The organism is Nocardia flavorosea, from assembly GCF_015477805.1.
Lineage (GTDB): Bacteria > Actinomycetota > Actinomycetes > Mycobacteriales > Mycobacteriaceae > Nocardia > Nocardia flavorosea_A.
On record NZ_JADLQL010000001.1, the window covers coordinates 860,131 to 885,602 of the forward strand.

At 70.4% G+C, this 25,472-nt stretch carries 22 protein-coding genes; 15 read left to right on the forward strand and 7 right to left on the reverse strand.

Annotated features, from left to right (window positions below):
• Positions 1 to 13 precede the first annotated feature (13 nt).
• The 4 genes from IU448_RS03900 (at position 14) to IU448_RS03915 (ending at position 2,279) form a co-directional block, all read left to right on the forward strand.
• Positions 14 to 1,069 (forward strand): fused (3R)-hydroxyacyl-ACP dehydratase subunits HadA/HadB, encoded by a 1,056-nt coding sequence (locus tag IU448_RS03900; protein WP_195054083.1) that lies wholly within the window; start codon positions 14 to 16, stop codon positions 1,067 to 1,069.
• 75 nt (positions 1,070 to 1,144) lie between these two features.
• Positions 1,145 to 1,594, forward strand: a complete 450-nt coding sequence (locus IU448_RS03905) for an SgcJ/EcaC family oxidoreductase (RefSeq protein ID WP_195054084.1) — start codon at positions 1,145 to 1,147, stop codon at positions 1,592 to 1,594.
• Between the two features lie 63 nt (positions 1,595 to 1,657).
• The gene (locus IU448_RS03910; protein ID WP_195054085.1) at positions 1,658 to 1,960 is read left to right on the forward strand and encodes a hypothetical protein; all 303 of its coding nucleotides are present in this window, start codon (positions 1,658 to 1,660) and stop codon (positions 1,958 to 1,960) included.
• The gene (locus IU448_RS03915) at positions 1,950 to 2,279 is read left to right on the forward strand and encodes a hypothetical protein (protein WP_195054086.1); all 330 of its coding nucleotides are present in this window, start codon (positions 1,950 to 1,952) and stop codon (positions 2,277 to 2,279) included. Before IU448_RS03910 ends, IU448_RS03915 begins: the two co-directional genes overlap by 11 nt.
• Positions 2,280 to 2,482: 203 nt before the next feature.
• Here IU448_RS03915 and IU448_RS03920 read toward each other — a convergent pair whose 3' ends face one another.
• A complete protein-coding gene (locus tag IU448_RS03920; RefSeq protein ID WP_195055144.1) occupies positions 2,483 to 2,899 on the reverse strand; it encodes a hypothetical protein in 417 nt (138 codons plus the stop codon).
• A 347-nt stretch (positions 2,900 to 3,246) separates the two neighbouring features.
• Between IU448_RS03920 and IU448_RS03925 the strand changes: the two genes are divergently transcribed.
• Positions 3,247 to 5,028 (forward strand): thiamine pyrophosphate-requiring protein, encoded by a 1,782-nt coding sequence (locus IU448_RS03925; RefSeq protein ID WP_195054087.1) that lies wholly within the window; start codon positions 3,247 to 3,249, stop codon positions 5,026 to 5,028.
• Between the two features lie 107 nt (positions 5,029 to 5,135).
• Here the strand turns inward: IU448_RS03925 and IU448_RS03930 are convergent, their stop codons facing one another.
• A complete protein-coding gene (locus IU448_RS03930) occupies positions 5,136 to 6,242 on the reverse strand; it encodes a hypothetical protein (RefSeq protein WP_195054088.1) in 1,107 nt (368 codons plus the stop codon).
• Positions 6,243 to 6,490: 248 nt separating this feature from the next.
• Here IU448_RS03930 and IU448_RS03935 point away from each other — a divergent pair, with 248 nt between their 5' ends.
• Both IU448_RS03935 and IU448_RS03940 read left to right on the forward strand, forming a co-directional pair.
• Positions 6,491 to 7,330 carry a glucose 1-dehydrogenase gene (locus tag IU448_RS03935; protein WP_195054089.1) on the forward strand — a complete coding sequence of 280 codons (840 nt, stop codon included), beginning with the start codon at positions 6,491 to 6,493 and terminating at the stop codon, positions 7,328 to 7,330.
• A gap of 381 nt (positions 7,331 to 7,711) precedes the next feature.
• Positions 7,712 to 9,070, forward strand: coding sequence for a cytochrome P450 (locus IU448_RS03940; RefSeq protein WP_195054090.1), 1,359 nt, complete (start codon positions 7,712 to 7,714; stop codon positions 9,068 to 9,070).
• Between the two features lie 346 nt (positions 9,071 to 9,416).
• On the opposite strand, the gene IU448_RS03945 is transcribed toward IU448_RS03940, so the two are convergent.
• The 5 genes from IU448_RS03945 to IU448_RS03965 form a co-directional block, all read right to left on the reverse strand.
• Positions 9,417 to 10,949, reverse strand: coding sequence for an FAD-dependent oxidoreductase (locus IU448_RS03945; RefSeq protein WP_195054091.1), 1,533 nt, complete (start codon positions 10,947 to 10,949; stop codon positions 9,417 to 9,419).
• A 64-nt stretch (positions 10,950 to 11,013) separates the two neighbouring features.
• Positions 11,014 to 11,910, reverse strand: coding sequence for a glycosyltransferase family 2 protein (locus tag IU448_RS03950; protein ID WP_195054092.1), 897 nt, complete (start codon positions 11,908 to 11,910; stop codon positions 11,014 to 11,016).
• Between the two features lie 4 nt (positions 11,911 to 11,914).
• Positions 11,915 to 12,889 (reverse strand): glycosyltransferase family 2 protein, encoded by a 975-nt coding sequence (locus tag IU448_RS03955; RefSeq protein WP_195054093.1) that lies wholly within the window; start codon positions 12,887 to 12,889, stop codon positions 11,915 to 11,917.
• Positions 12,886 to 13,773: a polysaccharide pyruvyl transferase family protein gene (locus IU448_RS03960; protein ID WP_195054094.1), complete on the reverse strand. Its 888-nt coding sequence runs from the start codon at positions 13,771 to 13,773 to the stop codon at positions 12,886 to 12,888. Before IU448_RS03960 ends, IU448_RS03955 begins: the two co-directional genes overlap by 4 nt.
• A 465-nt stretch (positions 13,774 to 14,238) precedes the next feature.
• Positions 14,239 to 15,630: an aldehyde dehydrogenase family protein gene (locus IU448_RS03965; RefSeq protein ID WP_195054095.1), complete on the reverse strand. Its 1,392-nt coding sequence runs from the start codon at positions 15,628 to 15,630 to the stop codon at positions 14,239 to 14,241.
• Positions 15,631 to 15,747: 117 nt separating this feature from the next.
• On the opposite strand from IU448_RS03965, the gene IU448_RS03970 reads away from it, so the two are divergent.
• From IU448_RS03970 to rfaE2, 8 genes are all read left to right on the forward strand, one after another.
• Positions 15,748 to 16,719, forward strand: a complete 972-nt coding sequence (locus IU448_RS03970; protein WP_195054096.1) for a glycosyltransferase — start codon at positions 15,748 to 15,750, stop codon at positions 16,717 to 16,719.
• Positions 16,720 to 16,763: 44 nt separating this feature from the next.
• Entirely contained in the window at positions 16,764 to 17,984 is a 1,221-nt protein-coding gene (locus IU448_RS03975; RefSeq protein WP_195054097.1) for a glycosyltransferase, read from the forward strand.
• Positions 17,985 to 18,069: 85 nt separating this feature from the next.
• Positions 18,070 to 19,062 (forward strand): UDP-glucuronic acid decarboxylase family protein, encoded by a 993-nt coding sequence (locus IU448_RS03980; protein ID WP_195054098.1) that lies wholly within the window; start codon positions 18,070 to 18,072, stop codon positions 19,060 to 19,062.
• A 171-nt stretch (positions 19,063 to 19,233) separates the two neighbouring features.
• Entirely contained in the window at positions 19,234 to 20,856 is a 1,623-nt protein-coding gene (locus IU448_RS03985; protein ID WP_195054099.1) for a carbamoyltransferase, read from the forward strand.
• On the forward strand, positions 20,853 to 22,352 hold the full coding sequence (locus IU448_RS29515; protein WP_195054100.1) for an HAD-IIIA family hydrolase: 1,500 nt from the start codon (positions 20,853 to 20,855) through the stop codon (positions 22,350 to 22,352). Before IU448_RS03985 ends, IU448_RS29515 begins: the two co-directional genes overlap by 4 nt.
• Before the next feature lie 130 nt (positions 22,353 to 22,482).
• Positions 22,483 to 23,526 (forward strand): glycosyltransferase family 9 protein, encoded by a 1,044-nt coding sequence (locus tag IU448_RS03995; RefSeq protein ID WP_195054101.1) that lies wholly within the window; start codon positions 22,483 to 22,485, stop codon positions 23,524 to 23,526.
• Positions 23,523 to 24,086, forward strand: coding sequence for a D-sedoheptulose-7-phosphate isomerase (locus tag IU448_RS04000; RefSeq protein WP_195054102.1), 564 nt, complete (start codon positions 23,523 to 23,525; stop codon positions 24,084 to 24,086). The genes IU448_RS03995 and IU448_RS04000 overlap by 4 nt, the downstream gene beginning before the upstream one ends.
• Positions 24,083 to 25,459: a D-glycero-beta-D-manno-heptose 1-phosphate adenylyltransferase gene (rfaE2, locus tag IU448_RS04005; protein ID WP_195054103.1), complete on the forward strand. Its 1,377-nt coding sequence runs from the start codon at positions 24,083 to 24,085 to the stop codon at positions 25,457 to 25,459. The genes IU448_RS04000 and rfaE2 overlap by 4 nt, the downstream gene beginning before the upstream one ends.
• Positions 25,460 to 25,472: the final 13 nt, after the last annotated feature.

A 25,472-nucleotide genomic window follows, 5' to 3' on the forward strand; every position in this document is an offset into this window, starting at 1 on the left:
AAGGTTCGGGTTCATGGCGCATGAGGATGTAATCGATTCCCCCGGCAACACTTTCGTCGCCGGTGAGCTCCCGGTGGGGTTGCGTTACCGCGCCCGCGACCATTATGTGGTCGGCCGGGAGAAGATCCGCGAGTTCGCCCGCGCCGTGCAGGATCACCATCCGGTGCACTGGTCCGAGGGCGCCGGTATCGACTACGGATACGACGGCCTGATCGCCCCGGCGACGTTCTTCTCGGTGCCCGGGTTCCTCGCGCAGACCGAAATGTTCGAATCCGTGATGACCGGCTACGACCTGAGCCAGGTCATGCAGACCGATCAGGTGATCCGTTATCACCAGCCGATTCGGCCGGGTGACGCCTTATCATTCGAGGTCCATCTCGAATCGGTACGCCATGCGTTCGGCGGCGATCTCATGTCGTTCGAAACCGTGGTCACCGATCAGAATGGTGCGCTGGTTCTGGTGTCGCGGACCGATGTGGTCGGGCGTAGCGGCGCCGGCCCGGATCTCGGCGAACTGGGTGCCGGCGTCCTCATGCACGGTTTCCGGCCCGGCGGCGATCGCACCGTCCCGGTCCGGCGGGCGGGTTCGGCCGTGCGCCCACCGGCTCTGCGGCCCGCCCGGCCCGCCGCCGAGCCGCCGGCCGGCCCGTCCGTCCGCGATTTCGATACGGTCCGGGCCGGCGACGAACTGCCCGCCCGGACGGTGCGGTTCACGATCGGCGATCTGGTGAATTACGCCGGGGTCTCCGGGGATCCGAACCCGATTCACTGGAGTGCCGAGGTCGCCGGCCGCGTGGACCTCGAGGCCCCGGTGGCGCACGGGATGCTGACGATCGGCACGGCCGCCGGCTTCGTCACCTCCTGGCTCGGCGATCCGGGTGCGCTCCGGGAGTACGCGGTCCGTCTCACCAGTCCGGTCTTCGTCACCCGCGAGGGCGCCGACATCGAATTCACCGGCCGGGTGAAGGCAACCGATCCCGCCACGCGTACCGCGACCGTCGCGCTCACCGCCCGGCACCAGGGCCGCCGGGTATTCGGCCGCGCGACAGCCGTGGTCCGGTTGCGCTGACCGGCTGCAGCCCGTGATCGGTACCACACTCAGCAGCCTTGACCGCAACCTTGGTCGAGGTTGCAAGCTGTCGTCATGAGCGCGACAGCCTTCGAACGCCCCGTGGTCGCCGACCACACGGCCGACCACGCCGCCGATATCGCCGCGATCCGGCAGCTGGTCACCGATGTCGAAACCGGATACAACACCAACGACGCGGAGTTGATGGTCAGCGGATTCACCGCCGATGCCGCGGCCGGCAATGCGGTGGGCGCGATCGTCTCCGGGTACGACGCCCTCCTGGATGCCGCCCGGTACGGTCTCGCCGGTTTCCTCGCCGACGAATACGTACGGTACGAGGTGACCGATATCGTGTTCCTCCGCCCGGATATCGCCATCGCCCACAAGGCCGCCCGCGCGGTCACCGCGCAGGGTGAACCCATCGACCGCGATCCCGCGATGGTCGCGCTGTACGTGCTGGTCCAGGAAGATGGGCGCTGGTGGGTCGCGGCACGGCAGAACACCCCGGTACCCGCATCCGCCTGACCGTGTCCGCCGGGGCCGGCTCTGGGCCGCGCGGGTAATACCGGGGTATTATCGTGGGTGCCCGTGGATCACGGGCAATACGAATGGTGGGCCGGAGCGTACGACCTGCTCCACCGCAGCGGAATCGAGCCCTGGGAAGTATTGGAGGTGCTGTATTCACCGCGGCGGTGGCCCCGGGCGGCGACGAGCCGCGAGGGACTACCCACCGCGACCGTCTGGGGTCGTACCGACGACGGCCGCGCCCTGATCGTGCTGCTGCGGTGGCTCCGCGCCGACGCCCGCTGGCAGATTCTGCTGGCGAGCCCGATGCGGCCCCACCAGCTCGCCGAATACACCGCATGGGAGGCGACCCGAGATGACCGATAACGAACCCGGCCCCGGCTACCCCCGGACTCCCGAGGCGGCCGAGGACTTCCTGAACTCGCTCGCCTACGACGACGCGGCCGCTCTGCCACCGCTACCGCCGACCACGGACCGGATCGAACAGGGTATGGTCGCCACCTCGTTCAAATGGACGCCCGAGATGCGCGACCGGGTCCGGCGCAAGGCCGCCGAACACGGTGTGACACCGTCCATCCTGATCCGCCAGTACATCGAGATGGGCCTGCTCGCCGAGCAGTCCGAACGGATGATCCCGCTGGCCGACGCGGTCCGCGCGCTCACCAGCCTGCCGCATTCGGCTTGACCCGGTAGCGCGTACCCGGCCCGGACGCGTCGACTCGCGAAAACCGCCCCGTCCGTCGGACGGCCGGTGCCGGCCATGCTGCTTCCCGCGGCGCGCTCGCCAGAGTTGCCCGGAATCGGCTGCGTATACCGCGGTCCGGACGAACCTGCGCCTGTTCCGCCGCGGACCTGCGCGGCGTTTGCCGGTGACCGTCGATCAGCAGATCACGGTGCAGGCGGCGCGCCGGTTTCCGTACAGAACGGGTGGCACGATCCGGGCGTCGGGGTCACCCGTGCGGGTTGATCGCCGAAGTCCGCCGAGCTCACCAGCACCATCACCACCAGCGCTACACCGATGACCAGCCCGAAGATCAAGAGCGTGGGCCACAGCCAGGTTCGCATCGGCTTCTCCCGGGCCACCGGAACCCGCGGCGTCATGGAATCGGCCGGGTCGACCGGACTCATCGAGTCCCCCGGGTTCATCGGAACCGTCGCGTTTTCCGAGTCCACGCGATCGACCGGGTCCGCCGAGCTCATCGGGTCGGCGGGGCTCATCGGATCGGCCATCTGCAAAGGATCGGCCGGATTCGCCGGGTCGAGCGACCACGCAGTATCGCGTTCGAGGCCACCGTTATCGTTCATGCCAACCACCTCCAGGGTTCTCCGGCACCGGTTACCCGAATACGGCAGCCGATCACATTCGGGCATCGCTGCGGCTGCGGCGGCAACGGTCGGGTATCCATCCGCCGCCGCAACGGCAATGGCCACGCGACGAGAGCCGCCTGCCGCCTGATCGCCGGCGCCGCGGGCACCGGCCGTGAAATCGTCCGGTGGTCACCGGACCAGCTGTTGCAGGAACGAGCTGCCGCAACGTTCGACCCGACCGGGGCGGCACCAGCCCGCACCGTCGCCGGGCGCCGTGGTTGAACAGGCGCCGAACGGGTAGGCCGCCCGCGACGCCGCGCCATCCACCACACCCAGGAGGACTCATGTCGCTGCAGGTGGGCGATTACGTACTGCAACGTCTCCGCGAATGGGGTGTCGACCAGGTCTTCGGCTACCCGGGCGACGGGATCAACGGGCTCGTGGCCGCCTTCGGCCGCGCCGACAACCGGCCCCGGTTCGTCCAGTCACGCCACGAGGAGATGTCGGCATTCCAGGCGACCGGTTTCGCCAAGTTCAGCGGGAAGGTCGGGGTGTGCACCGCGACCTCGGGCCCCGGTGCGATCCATCTGCTCAACGGCCTCTACGACGCCAAGCTCGACCACGTCCCGGTGGTCGCGATCGTCGGCCAGACGGCGCGCAGCGCGATGGGCGGTAACTACCAGCAGGAAGTCGACCTGCAATCGCTGTTCAAGGATGTCGCCTCGGACTATCTCGTCGAGGTGAACGTCGCGAGCCAGCTCCCCAACGCGCTGGACCGCGCCTTCCGCACCGCAATGTCGCGGCGCGCGCCGACGGTGGTGATACTGCCCGCCGACCTGCAGGAAGAGCAGTACGAGCCACCGGAGCACGCGTTCAAACAGGTGCCGTCGAGCCCGCCCAGCAGCCAGCACACCACGCTCACCCCGCCGACGGCGGAACTCGAGCGGGCGGCCGAGGTGATCGACCAGGGCACACGGGTCGCGATGCTCATCGGGCAGGGCGCGCGGGCCGCCGCCGCGGAGGTGCTCGAGGTCGCCGAACTCACCGGTGCGGGGATCGCCAAGGCGCTGCTCGGCAAAGATGTACTGTCCGACGAGCTGCCGTTCGTCACCGGGTCCATCGGGCTGCTCGGTACCCGGCCCAGCTATGAACTGATGCGGGACTGCGACACCTTGCTCATCGTGGGTTCCAATTTCCCGTACAGCCAGTTCCTGCCGGACTTCGATCAGGCCCGTGCGGTGCAGATCGATATCGACGGCGCGCTGATCGGCATGCGCTACCCCACCGAGGTCAATCTCGTCGGGGACGCGAAATCGACTCTGCGGCAGTTGCTTCCCTTGCTGGAGCGCAAAACGGACCGCACGTGGCGGGATACCGTCGAGAAGAATGTGACCCGCTGGTGGGAGACGATCGCGCAGCAGGCGGCGGTGGAAGCGAAACCGATCAACCCGATGCGAGTGGTCACCGAACTCTCCGAGCGGATTCCCGAGAACGCCGTCGTCACTGCCGATTCCGGGTCGTCCACCAACTGGTATGCCCGCTGTCTGCGCTTCCGCGGCGATATGCGTGGCTCGCTCTCGGGCACGCTGGCCACCATGGGGCCCGGTGTGCCGTATGCGATCGGCGCGAAATTCGCGCACCCCGACCGGCCGGTGATCGCCCTGGTCGGCGACGGAGCCATGCAGATGAACGGCCTCGGCGAACTCATGACCATCGCGCGCTACCAGCACCTCTGGCAGGATCGGCGGCTGATCGTCTGTGTCTTCCACAACAACGACCTCAACCAGGTCACCTGGGAGCTGCGCGCCATGGGCGGGGCGCCGAAATTCGAAGAATCCCAGAATCTTCCCGATGTACCCTACGCCGATCTGGCACACGAGATGGGACTGGAGGGTATCGCCATCGACCGTCCCGGCGATATCGGGGATATGTGGGAGCGGGCCCTGGCCACCGACAGCCCCACGGTGCTCGACGTGCGCTGCGATCCGGATGTTCCACCCATTCCGCCGCACGCCTCCTACGAACAGATCAAGGATCTGGGTAAATCGTTGTTACGCGGGGACCCGGACGCCTTCCATCTCATGGTGCAGGGGGCCAAGACCAAGGCTCAGGAGCTGCGGGTCTGAGCCGTCTGGTCTCCCGCCCGGTGTCCGGGGCTCGCCGGCGATGACACCGCAATCACCGGGCGAGTTTTCGCACTTGCCCGGGCCCGGCCGGGGTCGGCGGCGCCGGTTCAGGAGGTCTCTCGATCGCGCTGCCGATCGACCCGGCTACGGCGTTCCCGGTCGCGATAGCCGTAGGTGGCCTTGCGGACCGTGAGATCGTCCTCCAGCCCCGACCCGACCGCGCCGGCCACGGTGCCCAGCGCGCTCGCCATCGCGGCAATGGTGAGGTAATCGCCGGGGCCGACCGGGCCACCGAGTACGGTCGCCAGGTAGGTCGGCGGGATGACGAGAGCTACTGCCGCACAAGTGCAGAGGAAGAGCACCGCGTAGAAGACCACCGCGCCGATGGCCACCGTGAGCACCGTTCCGGTATTCCGCAACCGGAGATCACGCGCCCGGAGTGAGCCCTGGAAAGTTTGCGACTCCCACAGACCGTGGCCGACCACGATCCACACCGAGAGCGCGGTGACCGCCACGAGCACCACTCCGGTGAGCCGGAACCCGCCCAGCGCGGTCGCCAGCTGCCAGATACTCGAATAGAGGATCCCGAACGCGGTACCGGCCAGCGACCCGGCCAGGGCCGAGGACAATCCGATGAACAACCGCCACGGCCGGTTCGCGCGCACCATACCGGCGAGCAGACCCGCGAGCCGCGCCGGACCGCCCCGCTCCACGAGTACCGCGTCGGCACCGTCGTCGACGATCCGCACGGCCCGGAACGGTGCCCGGACCGCCGCCTCGTACCCGGGACGCGCGGTCGTCGCCGCGCCGGTGCGCAGTGCCTCGACGAGCCCGGCCGCCAGCTCCCGGAGCCGGCGCCGCAAGTGGAGGCCACCGAGCGCGGGTAACGGAACCAGGGCGACCCGATGCCGCAGATCCAGCGATGCCAGTACGACCCGGCCGTCACTGCGCATCGGCAGGTCGGTCAGGCACAGGGCGAGGTCCCAGGAGGTGTTGCGAACATGACGCGCGGCCTTGTCGATGACGTATTCGATATCCGGATACATCGCTTCGAACGGGTCGTCGAGAACTTCCACCCGCCACTCGATCCGGTCGTCCTCGCGGGCGAGCGCCGCGGGCAGGGATCGCGCCAGGTCCTGGGCGAGGCGCGCGGGCAGGTCGGGATCGGCCACCACACCGATGACCACAGTGCCGGGATCCGGCGTTTCGGTCACAAACATCCTCCTGCTCACAAGGGGTCCGCGGCCCACACAGACCGCGCCTCGAGGGAGGCGCTTCCCGCTCGGGGCGCGCCCAAACCCGCGGCCCGGGTGGCCGCGCCCGAGAACTCGCGGGCGACGGCACCTCGCGCCGACGGCCGGATCGCCCCGGCCGGTTTCGATCACGGCACCGCGGCAACCCGGTGCTCGACCGGTACGGCATCGATACGGCGGTTCTCGTTCGCCACGGAAGGAGCACAACAATGGGGTTCCCGGAACAACAGCAAGAGGTGCCCGGTGTCCAGTCGCGGATGACACCGGTTCCGGATTGCGGCGAGCAGAGCTACCGGGGCAGTGGGAAGCTGACCGGTAGAACGGCGGTGATCACCGGCGGTGACAGCGGAATCGGCCGGGCCGTCGCCATCGCCTTCGCCCGCGAGGGCGCCGATATCCTGATCTCCTACCTCGACGAACACGACGACGCCGCCGAAGTGGGTGCGCTGATCGAGGAGGCGGGCCGCCGGGCCGTACTGGTCCCCGGCGACCTGTCCGATCCGGCGCACTGCCGGGCCGTGATCGACCGGGCAGTAGAGGCATTCGGCCGGATCGACGTCCTGGTCAGCAATGCGGCCTACCAGATGACCCACAACACCCTCGAAGAGATCAGCGACGAAGAATTCGACTACACGTTCAAAGTGAATATCCAGGCCTATTTCCACCTGGTGAAGGCCGCCCTGCCGCATATGCCCGCGGGTGGCTCGATCATCGGTAGTTCCTCGGTGAACTCCGATACTCCCTCCCCCACGCTGGCACCGTACGCCGCCACCAAGGCCGCCATCGCCAACTTCTCCGCCAGTCTGGCGCAACTGCTCGGCGACAAGGGAATCCGGGTCAACAGCGTGGCACCAGGGCCCATCTGGACCCCGCTGATCCCGTCCACCATGCCCAACGAGAAGGTCAGCGCGTTCGGCGACGATACCCCCCTCGGCCGCGCCGGTCAGCCGGCCGAACTCGCGCCCGCCTACGTGCTACTCGCCTCCGACGAAGGCAGCTATATCTCCGGCGCACGGGTCGCGGTGACCGGCGGGCGGCCGATTCTGTAGGGCTCACGGCCGCACCCGGGAGGAGGACCCGGCCGAGTGACGGGTGAAAGTTCTCGGCGCCCCCGGTTGGAACGGGGCGATACCGCCCAGACCGACCCCCTGTTACCGACCCCCTGTTTCGGCAGGAGCGGCTGGGGTACGCGAGCCCGGTCGGCGGTCGGCGGTCGGCGGTCGGCGGTCGGCGGTCGGCGGTCGGCGGTCGGCGGTCGGCGGTCGGCAGTCGGCAGTCAGCGGTCGGCAGTCAGCGGTCGGCAGTCAGGCACGCGACGACCCGCAGTCACGCACTCGACGACCGGCAGTCGGGCACTCAGGAGGCGCGCAGTCGGCGCTCGCGCACTCGACGGTGGGCAGCCGGCGACGAAAACGGCGGAAGGAGACGGGATGGCCGATGTGCACGCGCACCGACTCACTGGGATTCGGGCGGCCACAACCCTGGTGGAGCTGGGCTTTCCGGCGATCAGCGCCGGTGTGATCGCGCGCCGCCGGCCGGTGCTCGCACTACTCGAACGGATCCAGGCCGACGAACGCGCAGCGCGCCGCTGGGAAAGGTTGCGGACGGAGTTCGGCCGGGGGCCGGTGGAGCTGGTCGTACCCGGGCGCCGGGTGATCGTGATACTCGACCCCGGCGATATCGGCCGGGTGCTGGCCGGAGCGCCTGCCCCCTTCGATCCGGCGAACCGGGAGAAGCGGGCCGCGCTGGAGCAGTTCCAGCCGCACGGAGTGCTGATATCGCAGGGACCCATCCGCGAAAGGCGCCGGTCCGTGAACGAGACGGCACTCGATACCGGTGCGCCCCTGCATCGTCTGGCCGAACCGTTCGCGGCAAAAGTGGCCGGCGAAGCCGAGGTCCTGATCGAACAGGCCGGGCGGCGCGGTGCGGTGGACGCAGCGGATTTCACGGCCGCGTGGTGGCGGTTGGTGCGCCGGGTGGTGCTGGGCGAGCAGGCCCGCACCGACGACGCGATCACCGATGAGCTGTGGCGGCTGCGCGGCGCGGCGAACTGGTCGTTTGCGGCACCACCGCTGCGGAAACGGCGAGAGCGGTTCCTCGCCCGGTTGTACGGCTATGTCGAAACGGCCGAACCCGGCAGTCTGGCCGGGGCGCTGGCCGATATCCCCGCCGGCGGGGCAATCGACCCGGTGGGACAGATGCCGCAGTGGCTGTTCGCCTTCGACGCGGCGGGTATCGCGCTGTCCCGGGCGCTGGCCCTGCTCACCGAACACCCGGAGCAGCGCGCTCGCGCCCGGGCCGACGCCGAAGCGCCGGAACGGGCGCGGCTGCGGCCGTACCTGCGGGCGTGTGTTCTCGAATCGATCCGATTGTGGCCCACCACCCCGGTGATCCTGCGCGATACCACCGAATGGACCCGATGGCGCACGGGTTCCGAACAGTTCGCGCTCGAGCCCGGCGCAGCGTTGCTGATCCTGGCCCCGGCGTTCCACCGCGACCGGCGGCTGCCGTTCGCCGACAGCTTCGACCCGGAGATATGGCTGGACGGCCGCGCGGAACAGTATCCGCAACTGGTGCCCTTCAGTGCCGGTCCGGCCGAATGTCCCGGCCGGAACCTGGTCCTGTTCGTCACCAGCGCGCTGCTCGCCCATCTGCTGTCCGGACCGGAACTGCGGTTACGCTCGCACGATCTCACCCCGGGCATCCCGCTGCCCGCGACCCTCGACAACTACAGGCTGGAATTCACGGTCGAACCGGCGGGGTTACGGAGTGTGGCGCCACCACATTGAGCCGGATTCCGCCCTCGTTGTGTTCATCGCGCCACCTTTCGTCGGCACGGGATCCGGGCATTCGGCCGGGACCGGGCAAGGTGAGCAAGGCGACAGCGTCGAGCAAAATAGTCGCGTCCCGATTCGATTGCCTCCGCACGAGCGCGCAACTCGGTCCCGGACCATTTCGAACGCCGAAGTCGCAGCGGGCCCGCAGTTGCCCCGCGACAGCAATCGGCGGGCCAGGGTGCGGCAGTCGCCGCACCGGACTTTGCGGAGTACGGATTCCGCCGGTGGTCGGCAAAGCCGGATCGTGGGGTGCCACTTCGGCGGTGCGGCACCGAGTTCGGTTGCGCGATGAGTGGCGTCAGTCTTCGTCCGGATCGATTCGTTCCAGGGCGGTCGTGGCCGGCCCCTCGAGGACATTGCCGTCGATATCGAAACGCGACCCGTGACAGGGGCAGTCCCAGCTGGTTTCGGCGTCGTTGAACGCGACCACACAGCCGAGGTGGGTGCATACCGCCGATACGGCGTGCAGCCGGCCGTCGTGGTCCCGGTACACCGCGCTGCGCCGGCCGGACCGGCGCATCACCGCCCCGCTGCCCGGGGCGAGATCAGCGGCGGAATCGACGAAGGTACTCGGGGCGAGACGGTCGCCGATCAGGTGGCGGCCCACCTCGAGGCCGGATTTCAGCAGGGTGCCGGTTTCGACGCGGGGGTGCAGCCGGCGCGGGTCGTAGATCCGGGCCCACGGGAGTGGATCACCGGCCAGTTCGGCCGCGAGCAGCCGGCCGCCCATGATTGCGTGCGTCATTCCCCATCCGCCGAATCCGGTGCTCACATAGACGTGGCGGGCTCCGGGGTGGAAGCGGCCGATATAGGGCAAGCCGTCGGAGGTGGTGTTGTCCTGGGCGCCCCAGTGGAAGTCCAGGGAGTCCACCGGGAAATGTGTCCGCGCCCAGCCGGCCAGCCGATCGACGGCGGCGGCAGTCGACCCCACGCCGGGCCGCATATGTTCGCCGGTGACGATGAGCAGCCTGCGGCCGTCACCGTAGGGGGCGGTGCGGACCGAGCGCGTGTTCTCCTCGGGGGTGATGTACATACCGTGCGGATCGGCGCCGGGGTCCAGCGGGCCGGCTACGGCCAGTTCCCGCCGCGGCTGCAATCGCGTGAACAGCAGTGCCCGATCGAAGATCGGATAGTGCGTCGCGACCACCACATCACGGGCCCGCACCGTCGCGCCCTGTTCCGTGGTCACACGGCAGGGATCGCCCTCATCCAGTCCCACCACCCGGGTCCGTTCGTAGATCGTGCCCCCGGCGCGGAGCAGGTTCTCGGCCAGCCCGAGCAGGTAGCGCCGCGGATGGAACTGGACCTGATCGTCCACGCGGATCGCGGCGGCCACCGGAAACGGCAGCCCGGTCTCGGTCACCAGCGATGCCGGTAGCCCGGCCTCGGCCGCGGCAGCGGCCTCCGCGCGCACGGTTGCGGTTTCGCCCGCGGAGGTGACATAGGTGTAGGCCGGCGCCCGTTCGAGTTCGCAGTCGATACCCAGATCGGCGGCGGTACGCACCAGATGTTCCACGGCATCCTGTTGGGAGCGGGCGTACAAGCGCGCGGTACCGGCGCCGAACGACGACCGCAGCGCGTCGTACACCAGCGTGTGCTGGGCGCTGACCTTCGCGGTGGTGTAGCCCGTTGTTCCGCTGACGATCCGGTCGGCCTCGAGCACCGTGACCGACCGGCCGGTACCCGCGATCTCCCAGGCACAGCACAGCCCGGCGATACCGCCGCCGATCACGGCCACCTCGGTGTCGATATCCTGGTCGAGCCGCGGGTACGTGGTCGGCCCGGTCGAATGAATCCAGTACGACTCGGCCATTCCGGTCGGTGCGTTCATGCGCGGCGGATACCCGGAGCCCGCAATTCGACACGTCGCAGCGAACAGGTCCGGCGCGGGCGGCTCAGCCCACGTAACGCCGGGCCGGGGAGCGCGCCTGCGATTCCTCCAGCAGCACGAGACCGGCCTCCACCTCGGCCGGCACCACATCACGTTCGCGCACCACCCACGGGGCCCCGCGCAGGGCTGCCAGGACGGCGCGCGCTGTCGCCGCATCGGCCGGCGCGGACCGCAGCACCGCGACGGTCCGGCGGGCCGCACTGCGTAGCGGCCGGCGTAACCACAATGTCCACAGGGTGTTACGGATACCGAGGCCGCGGCGCCCGGTCGAATCCCGGATCACCGAGGGGGCGTGCTGGATCACCATGTCCTCGATCCAGCACATCCACCAGCCGTGCGCTGCCAGATCGAGCGCCAACAGCTCCTCCTCACCACCGAACCACAACCGCCGGGAAAAACCGCCGACCTCCCGGAAAGCGCTGACCCGGAAGGCGGACAGGGCCGCCATCACGCCGAGCAGGGCCGGACCCGGCAGCCAGTCGGGGCCGGGCACGGGTGAATCGCGCAGTTCCGGCGTGATCGGATCCTCGCGCAGATCCGGGGCGACCAGGCAACGCCCGGTGACCGAACCGAGGCCGGGATACCTGTCGAGCAGATCGGCGGCGCGGGTGAGCGCACCCGGCTGCCATTGGGTGTCGTCGTCGCAGAACGCCACATAGGGTGTGCGCACCCGTTCGACCGCGAGATTTCGGGCGAGCGCGCCCAGGTTCTCGCGGGCCCGGATCACCTCCACCGAGGGGAACGCCGCGGAGACCGCGTCGGCCGTTCCGTCGGTGGAGGCGTTGTCGACGAGAACGATCGGCGCCGCGTCGGGCAGCGTGGTCATCTCGGCGAGCGTGTCCAGCAGTTGCGCCCGGCGGTCACGGGTCATGATCACCACCGTGATGCGGTCGGTGCCCATCCGATCACTTCCTCTCCTCGGCGAGTTCCAGCGTTCCCGCACACCGCTCGACCTCCGCCGGCAACCGGCGCCGCTGCGCCAGCGCCCGCGGCAGCCGGCCCAGGACTCCCGCCACCACCGGCACCGTCCGCGGGTCCCGCACCGCCCGGCCGAGCAGCCGGGCTGTTTCCGCCACGCACCTGCGCAGCGGGCGGCGCATCCAGGTGATCAACGCGTTGTTGCGCTGTTCGGCGCGCCGCCGCCACCCCGGTGGTGGCCGCTGTGCCGACGGATGATGGTGGGCGCGGATACCGGCCACGTAGCAGAGCTGCCAGCCGGCCGCGGCCAGGTCGAGCGCCAGCAATTTTTCCTCGGCGCCGAAATGCAACAGCGGGCTGAACCCGCCTGCCCCCAGGTATGCCTCCCGGCGCACGATCGACGCGCAGGCGAGAAAACCGAGAACCGAGGGGCCCGGCAGATCGGCGGAATGCCCCAGTGGGCTGGTCGCCATCAGTTCGTTGACCGGATCGTCCCGGTCGCCGGCCCCGACCAAGGTGCGGCCCGCGACGAGACCGAGCCGCGGACAGGCGTCGAACAGCCGTTCTGCGCGGGGCAGTGCGTCACCGGCCCACCACGAGTCGTCGTCGCTGAATGCGACGTACGGCGTACGGGCCCGCGCGACGCCGAGATTGCGGGCCGCCGCCCCGAGATTGCGCGGCAACCGGATCACCGTCACCCCGGCGAAAGTTCCGGCCACGGCGGCGGTGTCGTCCTCGGAGGCATTGTCCAGCACCACGATCTCCGGGCGCGGCCGCAGCGCCCGCAACTCGGTCAGGGTGCGGGCCAGTTCCGGTGCACGGTTACGGGTAGCGATCACCACGGTGGTCCGCGCTCCCGTACCGGCAGCACGGCGTGCCGCACCGGCCGCGGTCAATTCTGCGGCTCCGGCCGACCGGCGTGGTGGGTGGCCGGTGGCGAGCGAGTCCTCGGCCGGGCTCATGCGCAAGCTCCCGGGAGCAGTTCGTCGAGGAGGGCGCTCGCCAGGGAATCGGCGGCCGGGAATTCGTTTCGGCGGGCATGGTCACGCCCCTCCGCCGACAGGCACCACCGCCACCATCGGTCGACCACGGTGCTGTCGAGAGCCGCTTCGGCGGGGATCAGCGCGGGCCAGCCCAGCGCGGCCGCCTGCGCGGTCACCTTCCCACCGCCCGCCACCGGGTCCACCGCCAGCACGGGCACGCCCGCACGCAGGGCGAAGACAAGGCCGTGGAGCCGGGTGGTGACGACCGCGTCGAGCCGCGCGAAAACCGAGGCGAGCTGATCGGGCGTGCGGCACTGGCGCCAGTCGTCGCCGGCGAGCCGGGTGTCCAGCGGCAACCGGGCGCAGTCGAGCCCGCCCAGCCAGCGCTCCAGTGCGTCGTGCACCGAATCGTGTCGCCGCGCCGAACCGTATTCGGCCTGCCCCGGGGCAAATACCACGCCGATCACCGGAACAGTGCTGGTGCCGGCCGATACCGACATATCGGGACGGGCGGTGCTCGGATCGTCGCGCGCCAGCACGCGATGGAATCCGGTGACCGCCGCGTCGGCCGGGTCGAGCACCGAGACGCCGACGGCGATGCGCCGGCAGCTCGCATAGCGTTCGTGCAAGGTGCGCACCTGTTCACCGTGCGCCGGGCCGCAGACGAATACGAGATGTGTGTAGCGGCCCGAATCGGCGTCGTCGAGATGCAGCGCCTGCGGCCGGAACCGGGGACTCCACGCCGTCTCGTACGCGATCCCGGCCCCGGCCAAGGTCTCGCCGACCCGGCGCATACTCAGCACGTCCCCGGCCGTCGCTTCCCCGTGCACAAAGCTGGACCATCCCGTCACCAGTACGCGCATGGTGCGCGCTTACCCGGTTCGCACCGCGCCAATCGACCGGATCCGACAGCAATCCGCCGGGCGACATCCAGCCGCACGTCCTGCAACACACCCTTTCGCGGGCACCGCTGGCACCGGCACCGCGACACTGCCCCGGTTGTCCCGCCAGGTGGTATCCGCCACCGTATGCGCATTCGACCCCACTGTGGCCGACAGAGCGGGGCAACCCCGGCCGAACCGGGCGCGACGCTCGGCCTCCGGCGAGCGGCATGCCCACCGAGCCGACTCACCGGCCGGGACATCCCTGTGCATCGGCGCTTCGGGCATCCGAGCGGGTACCGGCCGGACAGCACCTCGCCGACCGACGCCCTCGGCCGGTCCAGCATTGCCGGCCGAATGAGACAATCCGGGCGCGATCGCGTGCGTGGGCTGGTCGGCCGGACAACGTCACCCGGCCGGTTCGGCCTCGGTCGGCTCGCCGATCGGTTACCGGGGCGGCGGCTGCATATGCACGACTTTCGTCCGGGTCATCTCGTCGAGCAGTTCGGGGCCGTAGCCGTAACCGCTTCCGCTGGCGCCGCGGGGGTGGGCGGCCCCGCCCGGTGCGCCACCGAACACCGCATTGATCTTCACCGTGCCGACGGGCAGCTGCCGCCAGGCGGTCTGGGCGTTGGCCATCGACGAGGTGAGTACGGTCGCGGCGAGTCCGTAGTCGTCCTGCGCGGCTTCGGCGAGTCCCTGGTCGAATGTCGGCACCACCCGCACGGGTGCGACCGGGCCGAAGGTTTCTTCGCGCAGAATCCGCATCGCCGGGGTGCAGCCGGCCAGCACGGTCGCCGGGTAGTGGGCACCGGGACCGTCCGGGACGATCCCGCCGGTCAGCGGTTCGGCGCCGTCGGCCACCGCGTCGCGTACCTGCGCGTGCACCTGCTCGCGATGACGGCGGTCGACCAGCGGCGCCGGCGACCAGGAGCGGGCGGCGGTGGCCAGGGCTGCCAGGAAGGGCTCCGCGATCGCCTCGTGGACGAATATTCGTTCCACGGCGACACAGATCTGCCCGGAGTTGGCGAAGGCGCCGAGCGCGGCCTGTTCCGCGGCCCATTCCGGGTCGACATCGGCGTCCACGACCAGCGCATCGTTACCGCCGTTCTCCAGCAGCACATGCGCGCCGGTCACGGCCGCGCTCCGGGCGATCGCCCGGCCCGCGGCGGTACTGCCGACGTGCGCGATGAGATCGACCCCGGGGTGCTCGGCCAATGCCGCGCCGACGGTCCCGTCGCCCTGCAGTGTCTGCAGTACGCCCTCCGGTAGCACCTCCGCGAGGAGTTCGCCGAGCAGAGCGCCGGTATGCGGGGCACGTTCGCTCGGTTTGTACAGCACGGTGTTTCCGGTGACCAGGGCGGCGCCGAGCAGGCCGCACGATACGGCGACGGGATCGTTCCACGGGGTCAGCGCGACCACGACACCGCGGGGTTCCCACACCATCAGGTCGGTGGCGCCGCTATCGCCCTGCAGGCTTCTGCCCCGGTGTACCGGGCCGAGTTCGGCGTACTGTTCCAGGGTCGCCGCCCCGGCCGCTACTCCTTCGGCGCCTTCGCTGCGCGGGCGTCCGGTTTCGGATTCGGCGAGCGCGGCGATCTCTCCGGTGCGGGCCCGGAGCCGGGCGGCACCCGCGCGTACCGCCGCGGCGCGTTCGGCCGCGGGAGTGCACGCCCAGTGCGATCGGGCCCGCCGGGCGGTGGCGACCCGCTGGTTCACCTCCGCGATTCCGGTCATGGCCACCGTGCCGACGGCGCCGCCGGTGGCCGGGTCGATGATCTCGATCGTGTCGGTTACCGGGTACCGGATGGGTTCTGTGACAGTGCTCGGTCCGCTCATACGCTCCGGCTTTGCCTGGAACGGCCGGTTCAAACACCGGTGACCGGCTGCGCGGGGCGCATCTTCCGCTGAACAGCGGCATGTTTGAACCGGCGGGAAAGGGCAAGAGCTACCGACATGGTCGAGACGAGGCAGCTCAGGGTTCTGCTCTGGCACGTCCACGGCTCGTGGACCACGTCGTTCGTCCGAGGCCGGCACCGGTATCTGCTCCCGGTGGTCGCCGGCGGCGGACCGTGGGGCCGGGGCCGGTGCGGCCGTGACTGGCCGGCTGCCGAGGAGGTACCCGCCGACGCGCTGCGCCGTGCCGAACCCGATGTGGTCGTCTTGCAGCGGCCGGAGGAAATCGAACTCACCGAGCGCTGGCTGGGCCGCCGCCCGGGCGCCGATATCCCCGCGATCTACGTCGAGCACAACGCGCCCCGCGACGGCGCGGCCACCAGCCGGCATCCGCTGGCCGAACGCACCGATATCCCACTGGCGCACGTCACCCATTTCAACGACCTGATGTGGGACAGCGGGCGGGCGCCGACCAGGGTGGTGCCGCACGGCATCGTGGATCCGGGGCCGCTCTACACCGGTGAGTTACCGCACGGCGTCGCGCTCATCAACGAGGCGACGCGCCGCGCCCGGGTGACCGGTAGCGATCTGCTGGCCGATTTCGCCCGCGCCGGGCCGATCGATCTGTTCGGGATCGGCGCGGGCGAATTCGTCCCGGCCGGGCCGGCTGCGCATCCGGTGCGCGGGATCGGCGATTTCGCCCAGGCCGAGCTGCACGCCGAGATGGCGCGCCGCCGGGTCTATCTGCACACCGCGCGGTGGACCTCGCTGGGCCTGTCCCTGTTGGAGGCGATGCATCTGGGCATGCCGGTGGTCGCCCTCGCGACCACCGAAGCGGTCGCCGCGGTACCGCCGGAGGCCGGTGCGATCGGCACCGATATCGCGGCCCTCACCGCGAAATTCGACGAATTCCTGCACGAACCGGATCTGGCGGTCCTGGCGGGCAAGTCGGGCAGGCAGTTCGCTTTGGAGCACTACGGGCTCGGCGCCTTTCTGCGCCGGTGGGATGTCCTGCTCGCCGAAGTCACCTAGCCGCATATATCCAGGCCTCGAGCCGGGTCGGAAAGGGCGTAACGATGAAGATCGCGATGGTATCCGAACACGCCAGCCCCCTCGCCGCACTGGGCGGTGTCGACGCCGGGGGGCAGAACGTCCACGTCGCCGAACTGGCCGCGGGTCTTTCCCGGCGCGGGTACGAGGTCACCGTCTACACCCGGCACGAACAGGCGGATGCGCCGCGTACTGTGACGACCGAACAGGGATACCGGGTGACCCGGGTCCCGGCCGGGCCGCCGCACCCGCTGCCGAAGGACGAACTCCTGCCCCATATGGACGAATTCGGCGCGTATCTGCGCGCCGAATGGCAGCGCCGGCCACCCGATGTGGCGCATGCGCATTTCTGGATGTCCGGTCTCGCCACGCTGGCGGCCAGCCGGCCCCTGGGCATCCCGATGTTGCAGACATTCCATGCGCTGGGGGTGGTGAAGCGTCGCTACCAGGGCCCGAAGGACACCAGCCCGCCCGGACGGGTGGATCTGGAACGGCGTATCGCCGAACAGGCCGACCGGGTGATCGCGACCTGCACCGACGAGGTGTTCGAACTGGCCCGGCTGGGCCTGCCGCGCACCCGGACCTCGGTGATTCCCTGCGGTGTCGACCTGGAGCGGTTCATGCCCGAAGGACCGCGCGCGCCGCGGTCGGGGCGGCACCGGATCGTCAGTGTGGGCCGGTTGGTGCCGCGCAAGGGGTTCGATATCGCGATCACCGCGCTCACCGGGTTGCACGATACCGAGTTGTTCCTCGTCGGCGGGCCGGACGACGGCAACCTCGCCGAGGATCCGGAGGCGGTCCGGCTGCTGGCGCTGGCGGCGGAACTCGGTGTCGGCGAGCGGGTGCGGCTGCTCGGTCAGGTGCCGCGACAGGAGATGGCGCCGCTGCTGCGCTCGGCGGATGTGGCCGTCTGCACTCCGTGGTACGAACCGTTCGGCATCACTCCGCTCGAGGCCATGGCCTGCGGGGTGCCCGTGGTGGCGGCGGCGGTGGGCGGCCTGACCGATACGGTGGTCGACGGTGTCACCGGCACGCTGGTCACCCCGCAGGCGCCCGACGAGCTGGCCGATGCGGTCCGCGAACTGCTGGATTCGCCGTCGACCAGGCAGCGGTTCGGCCGGGCCGGACGTGATCGGGTCCGGACCCGCTATTCCTGGGACCGGATCACCGTGGAGACGCTGCGTGCCTACCATCGGGTGGCCGCCGCGAACGCTACCGCCGGAACACGCCGGGAACAGGCCCAATGATGATCTGATCTGCACATCTGCGTGACGAGTCAGGGCAGCCGAGCCGGCGCCGGGCGATCGGCGGGCTGCCCGGGTAGGAGTGGATATGGCCCGAGCCCGTGAACGTGCGCTGGTGACCGGGGGTGCCGGTTTCGTCGGCTCCCATCTGTGCGCGCAGCTGCTCGACGCCGGCGCGGCCGTGCTCGCGCTGGACAATTTCGCGACCTCGGCGCCGGACAATATCGCCGCCCTGCTGGACCGGCCCGGTTTCGAGTTCGTCCGCCACGATGTCACCGAGCCGTTTCCCGCGATCGGCTCGGTCGATATCGTCTTCCATCTCGCGTCCGCCGCGTCCCCGCCGGATTACCTCCGGCTGCCCCTCGAGACGCTGCGGGCGGGTTCGCTGGGCACAGCCAACGCGCTCGACCTCGCCGAACGCCACGGTGCCCGTTTCGTCCTGGCCTCGACGAGCGAGGTGTACGGCGATCCGGGCATCCACCCACAACCCGAGAGCTATTGGGGCCATGTCAATCCGGTGGGCCCGCGCAGTGTCTACGACGAGGCGAAACGGTACGCCGAGGCGCTGACCACGGCCTATCGCCGCGAGCGCGGGCTGAACACCGCAATCGCCCGGATATTCAATACCTATGGGCCCAGGATGCGGGCCGACGACGGCCGGATGGTGCCCACCTTCATCGCCCAGGCGCTGGCGGGCGCACCGCTGACCATCGCCGGGACCGGCGAGCAGACCCGGTCGCTCTGTTATGTCGAGGACACGGTGCGCGGGTTGCGCGCGCTGGCGGGCTCCGGGCATCCCGGACCGGTGAACATCGGCAATCCGCACGAAATCTCCGTGCGGGGGCTGGCCGAGGAGATCCGCGTGGCGATCGGCAGCGGGTCCACGCTGGAGTACATCGACGCAGCGATCGACGATCCGCAACGCCGGTGCCCCGATATCACGCTGGCCCGGCGCGAGCTGGGATGGCAGCCGCTGGTGGACCGCGCCGAGGGCCTGCGCCGCACGATCGACTGGTTCGCCGGCCGCACCGTACCGCCGGCGCCTGCGCCGATCCCGGTGGCCGGGCGTTCCCCGCAGTGAACTTCCGGCGCTGCCGCGGGGTCGCATACCGGTGTGATCGGCGCGCTGAGCGATCCGCCTAGTCGCCGCCGGGTAACGAAGCGGAGCGCTCTTGTTTGGCGCTCACTGTGCCGGGTAGCGCCTAGAACGAATCGGCGGGCCGAGCCCGCGTTCCGAGTGGAAAGGCAGCCGGTGCGCATATTAGGTGTGAACGCAGTGTTCCACGATCCCGCGGCCGCAGTGATCGTGGACGGCGAAATCGTCGCCGCCGCGGAAGAAGAACGATTCAGCCGTCGTAAGCACGGTAAGCGGCCCGTGCCGTTCTCGGCGTGGGAGATGCCCGAACAGGCCGCTGCCTGGTGCCTGGAACGGGCCGGCCTGCGGCCCGACCAGCTCGATGCGGTCGGCTACTCCTACGACCCGGGCCTGGTCGATCATTCGCTGGGCGGTCTGGACGCCGGGAGTGAGGAGACCCGCACCGATTACGCGCGGCGGGCGCCGGCCTTCCTGCGGGCCGCGCTGCCCGGTCTCGACCCGGCGATCGTGCGTTTCGTCCGCCACCATGTCGCGCATGCGGCCTCGGCCGCGCTCGCCGCGCCGTTCGGCGATTCGGCTGTGCTGGTGGCCGACGGTCGCGGCGAGAGCCAGTCCTATCTCGCCGGGGAGTACCGGGACGGCAAATTCGTCGAACTCGCCTCCCAGCAGCTCCCGCATTCGCTGGGTCTGCTGTACGAGGACCTCACCGAACACCTGGGTTTCGCCCGCTCCAGCGACGAGTACAAGGTGATGGCGCTGGCGTCCTACGGCACACCGCGGTTCCTCGAACGTTTCCGGGAACTCGTCTACCCCACCGCCGACGGCGGTTTCCGTACCGAACCGGTGCGCTGGGAGGAGTTCGCGCCCGCTGTCACCGGTGGGGAGCTCGGCCGCGACCACGCCGATCTGACGGCGAGTGTGCAGCAACGGCTCGAGGAAGTGCTGCTCGAGCTCACCTCGTGGCTGCACCGGCAGACCGGGCAGCCGAATCTGACGCTGGCCGGCGGTATCGCGCTCAACTGTGTGGCGAATACCCGGCTGCACGCCGAAGGTCCCTACGACCGGATCTGGGTACAGCCCGCGGCGGGTGACGCGGGCACCGCGCTGGGCGCGGCACTGCAGTTGGCCGCCGAATTCGGGGAACGAGCCGCCCCGATGCGCGGAGCCGATCTCGGACGCGAATGGCCGGATGCCGAGCTCGAAGCGGTGCTGCGAACGGCACAGGTCCGCTACACCCGGCCCACGGACATCGCCGGCGAGGTGGCCGAAGCGCTCGCGGCGGATCAGGTGGTGGCCTGGTTCCAGGGCCGCGCCGAATTCGGCCCGCGCGCGCTCGGGCACCGGTCCCTGCTGGCGCATCCCGGCCGGGCGGCCAATCTGGAGCGTCTCAACGAGGTGAAGGGCCGCGAACAGTTCCGGCCCGTCGCGCCGATGGTGCTCGCCGAACGGGCCGCCGAGATCTTCCACCGCGGCCCGTTGCCCAGCCCGTACATGTTGTTCGTCCACGATGTGGACCCGGTCTGGCGCGACCGTATTCCGGCCGTGACGCATGTGGACCACACGGCCCGGGTCCAGACCGTCGATACCGCGGACAGTCCGCTGACGGCGCGAATGCTCACGGAATTCGAGCGGCGCACGGGACTGCCCGTCGTGGTCAACACCAGCCTCAACACGGCCGGTCGGCCGATGGTCGATTCACCGCGCGACGCCCTCGAATGTTTCGGTTCCGCGCCGATCGATCTGCTGGCTCTCGGCCCGTTCCTGGTGCGTCGCCGATGAAGGGCCCGCAGCTGGATTACAGCATCGTCATCCCGACCATGGGCCGGGACAGCCTGTGGCTGCTGCTGTCGGCGCTCGCCACCGCGACCGGACCCGCGCCCCGGGAAATCGTCGTGGTGGACGATCGGCGCGCCGGCGCGGAACTCGCCCTGCCACCGGGACTTCCACCGGTGCAGGTGATCCGCTCCGGCGGCCGCGGCCCGGCCGCGGCACGCAATGCGGGATGGCGGCATGCCACGGGCACGTGGATCGCTTTCCTCGACGACGATGTGCTGGTCGCCCCCGATTGGCCGGCCCGGCTGGCCGGTGATCTCCTCGGCCTGGCGGACACCACGGGCGCGTCCACGGCCCGTATCGAGGTCCCGCTGCCGCGCGATCGCCGGCCCACCGACGACGAACGCGGCACTGCGGGCCTGGCGACCGCGCGCTGGATCACCGCGGATATGGCCTACCGCCGGTCGGTCCTCGACGCGGTGGGCGGTTTCGACGAACGATTCCCGCGCGCGTACCGGGAGGACGCCGATCTGGCGATCCGGGTCTGCCTGGCCGGCTATGCCATCGCGGCGGGCGAGCGGGTCACGGTTCACCCGGCACGGAACTCGGGTCCGCTGGCCAGTCTCCGCGCGCAGCGCGGGAACGCCGACAACGCGCTGATGCGGCGCAAGTACGGCGCCCACTGGCGCCGGCGCATCGGCGAAGGCCCCGGCCTGCTCCCCCGGCACGTCCTCACCACGGCGCTCGGTGCGGCGGCCGTGGCGGCCGGTATCGCCGGGAGACGCCGCCCCGCATCGGTTTTCGCGGCCGCATGGACGGTGCTGACCGGTCGGTTCGCGGTACGTCGGATCCTGCCCGGACCGCGCACGCCCGGCGAGATCACCCGGATGACGGTGACCAGTGCGCTCATCCCCCCGGCCGCGTGCTGGCACCGGTTACGCGGCGAGCTACGGCACCGCCACGCCACCCACCCCGCCCCGCATGCGCTGCTGTTCGACCGGGACGACACGCTGATCGTCGATATCCCCTACCTCGCCGACCCGGCCGGTGTCCGGCCGGTACCCGGCGCCGCCGACGCACTGCAGATGTTGCGCGCGGCCGGTGTCCAGCTGGGCGTCGTGAGCAACCAGTCCGGTGTCGCCAAAGGCCTGATCACCCCGGGCCAGCTGGCGGCGGTGAACCGGCGCGTCGAGGAACTACTCGGCCCGTTCGCGACCTGGCAGGTCTGCGTGCACGGCGAGGACGACGGCTGTGCCTGCCGTAAACCGGCGCCCGCCATGGTGCGGCGCGCCGCCGCCGATCTCGGCGTCGAGGTGGGCCGATGCGTTCTCATCGGGGACACCGGCGCCGATATCGCGGCGGCGCTATCGGCCGGGGCGCGGGCCATACTCGTCCCCACTGCACGCACCCGGCCCGAAGAGGTGCATCGGGCGCGGGCCGAGGCGCAGGTCGCGCACGATCTCACCGAAGCGGTCCGATTGGCGTTGGCGGGTGCGTCATGACGGGCCGGGCGCGGACGGCACGCAATGTCATCGAGTACCGACGACCCATGCGCAGCGACGCCATAACCAGCCGGGTCCGGGCGGCACGCAATGTCATCGAGTACCGACGACCCATGCGGGGAGCGGCGTCATGACAGGCCGGGTGCTGGTGGCGCGGATGGACAACGTCGGCGATGTGCTGCTCGCGGGACCGTGTCTGCGCGCGGTGGCCGCCGGCGCCGCCGAGGTCACGTTGCTGGCCGGCCCTCGCGGCCGGGCCGGCGCCGAACTACTGCCCGGAGTCGACCGGATTCTCACCTGGTGCGCGCCGTGGATCGATCCGGAACCGGCGCCGGTATCCCCCGCCGATACCGCTGCTTTCGTCGATCGGTTGCGCGATCTCGAACTGGACCGCGCGCTGATCCTCACGTCTTTCCACCAGTCGCCGCTACCGCTGGCGTTGCTGCTCAGAATGGCGGGAGTCCCGTGGATCGGCGCGATCTCCGAGGACTATCCCGGTTCGCTGCTGGATCTGCGGCACCGGGTCGACGGTGATCCGCCCGAGGCCGAGCGTGCGCTTTCCCTGGCGACCGCGGCCGGGTTCCGGTTACCGCCCGGTGACGACGGGAAACTCGCCGTCCGGGAGCCGCTGCCGGATACCCGCGCGCTCACCGGCGGGCCGGGCTATGTGGTGGTGCATCCGGCCGCATCCGTGCCGGCCCGGCAACCCTCGGCGTTGCGGTCGGCGGCGATCGTCACCGCGCTCATCCGGGCCGGCCACCGGGTGATCGTGACCGGGGGCCCCGCCGACCGGCCGCTCACCGCCGCGGTCGCCGGCAACCATGCCGTCGATCTCGGTGGCCGGACCGGACTGCCCGAACTCGCCGCGGTGCTCCGGGACGCGATCGTGGTGGTGGCGCCGAATACCGGTCCCGCGCATCTCGCCGCGGCCGTCGGTACACCGGTGGTCTCACTGTTCGCGCCGGTGGTGCCTGCCGCGCGGTGGGCGCCCTACGGCGTACCGGTGATCGTCCTCGGCGACCAGGCGGCACCGTGCCGGGACAGCCGGGCCCGCGAATGCCCGATCGCGGGGCATCCGTGCCTGGAGTCCATCGCCCCGGACCGGGTGGTGCAGGCGGCGGAAGAACTCAGCGCGGACCGGGGTGGGGGTCTGCAGACAGGAGGTGTGTCGTGATCGAGGAACATTTCGCGGCGCTGTGCACGGCGCTGCAACGCACCAGTTCCTTCGCTCCGAAGATCAGCGGATGGGGTCGCGAGCTGGCCGCCGTGCTCGACAACGGTGGCCGGTTACTCGCCTGCGGTAACGGCGGCAGCGCCGCCGAAGCCCAGCATCTGACCGGGGAACTGGTCGGCCGATTCCACCACGAGCGACAACCGTTGTCGGCGATCGCCCTGCACGCCGATACGTCGGCGGGCACCGCGATCGTGAACGACTACGGCGGGCACGAGCTGTTCGCCCGCCAGGTCCGCGCGCACGGGCGGCCCGGTGACGTCCTGGTCCTGTTGTCCACCAGCGGTACCAGCCAGAACGTGGTCGCCGCCGCGAAAACCGCCCAGGAGCTGGGCGTGAGCACCTGGGCGATGACCGGGCCGATGCCCAATCCGCTCGCGGCGCTGTGTGACGACGCGATCGCGGTGGACGCCGCGACCACCGCGACGGTGCAGGAAGTACATCTGGCATTGGTGCACGCACTGTGTGCGGCGCTCGACGAGGCATTGGGAATTCCGGCGTGAAACCGCTGGTCGTCCTCGGCGATACCTTGCTCGACGTCGATATCGAAGGCGCCGCCAACCGGCTGTGCCCGGAAGCGCCGGTGCCCGTGGTGGATGTGGAACGCCGCTGGCTGCGCCCCGGCGGCGCCGGGCTGGCGGCGCTGCTGGCCGCCCGGTCGGTGGCCGAGGTCGCGTTGATCACGGCCACCACCGAGGACGACGGCGGGCGCAGCCTGTTGCGGTTGCTCGGCGAAGAGGTCGACCTCGTGCCGATGGTGCTGCGCGGCGAGACGGTGCGTAAGACGCGGGTGCGGGCAGGAGGTCAGTCGCTCGTGCGGCTGGACACCGGTGACGGCACCGCCGATGCCGAGCCGGTGAGTTCCGCGGTGGTGCGGACGTTGCGGTCGGCCGGGGCGATCCTGGTCGCCGATTACGGGCGCGGTGTGGCCGCGCACCCACGTATCCGGCGTCTGCTCACCGAACTCGCCCGGGTCGTACCGGTGGTGTGGGACCCCCATCCGCGCGGGCCGGCGCCCACACCGGGCGCCTCGCTGATCTCACCGAATCTGAACGAGGCGCGGCAGTTCGCGCCCGGCTACGCCGAACCCGACGAATTGGCGAAAGTGTTGCGCGACGAATGGTCCGCCGACTCGGTCGCGGTGACGCTCGGATCGTCCGGTGCGGTACTGGCCAACGGTAAACGGCTGGCGACAGTGCCCGTCCCCGCGGCGATCCGCAGCGCCGACCGGATCGCGCCCGATACCTGCGGCGCCGGCGACCGGTTCGCCTCGGCTGCCGCCGCGGCCCTGCTGGACGGTTCGACGGTGGCCGATGCCGTGACCCATGCCGTGGACACGGCCGCCAGATTCGTCGCGACCGGTGCCGCGGCCACGCTGTCGACCTGTGACGGTCCCGCCGCGGCCACCACCGACGAGGCGGATATCGCCGGGTCGGCCTTCGATGTGGCGGCCGCCGTCCGGCACCGGGGTGGCCGGCTCGTCGCCACCGGCGGCTGTTTCGATCTGCTGCATCCGGGCCACGTCAGCCTGCTCCGCCAGGCGCGGGCCATGGGTGACGCGCTGGTCGTCTGCCTGAACTCCGACGATTCGGTACGCCGGTTGAAGGGGCCGAGCCGGCCCATCGTCGCCGCCCGCGACCGCGCCCGGCTGCTGCTGGAGCTGTCCTCGGTCGATGCCGTCGCGATATTCGACGAATCCGCACCGAGCGCGCTGCTGGATCGGCTGCGGCCCGATATCTGGGTCAAGGGCGGCGATTACTCGGAGGCGGAACTGCCCGAAGCCGAGGTGGTGCGCCGGCACGGCGGCGAGATAGCGCTGATCCCCACGGTCCGCGGTTATTCGACGACTCAGCTGGTCAGCCGGTCCCGCGGCTGACCCGACCACGAAG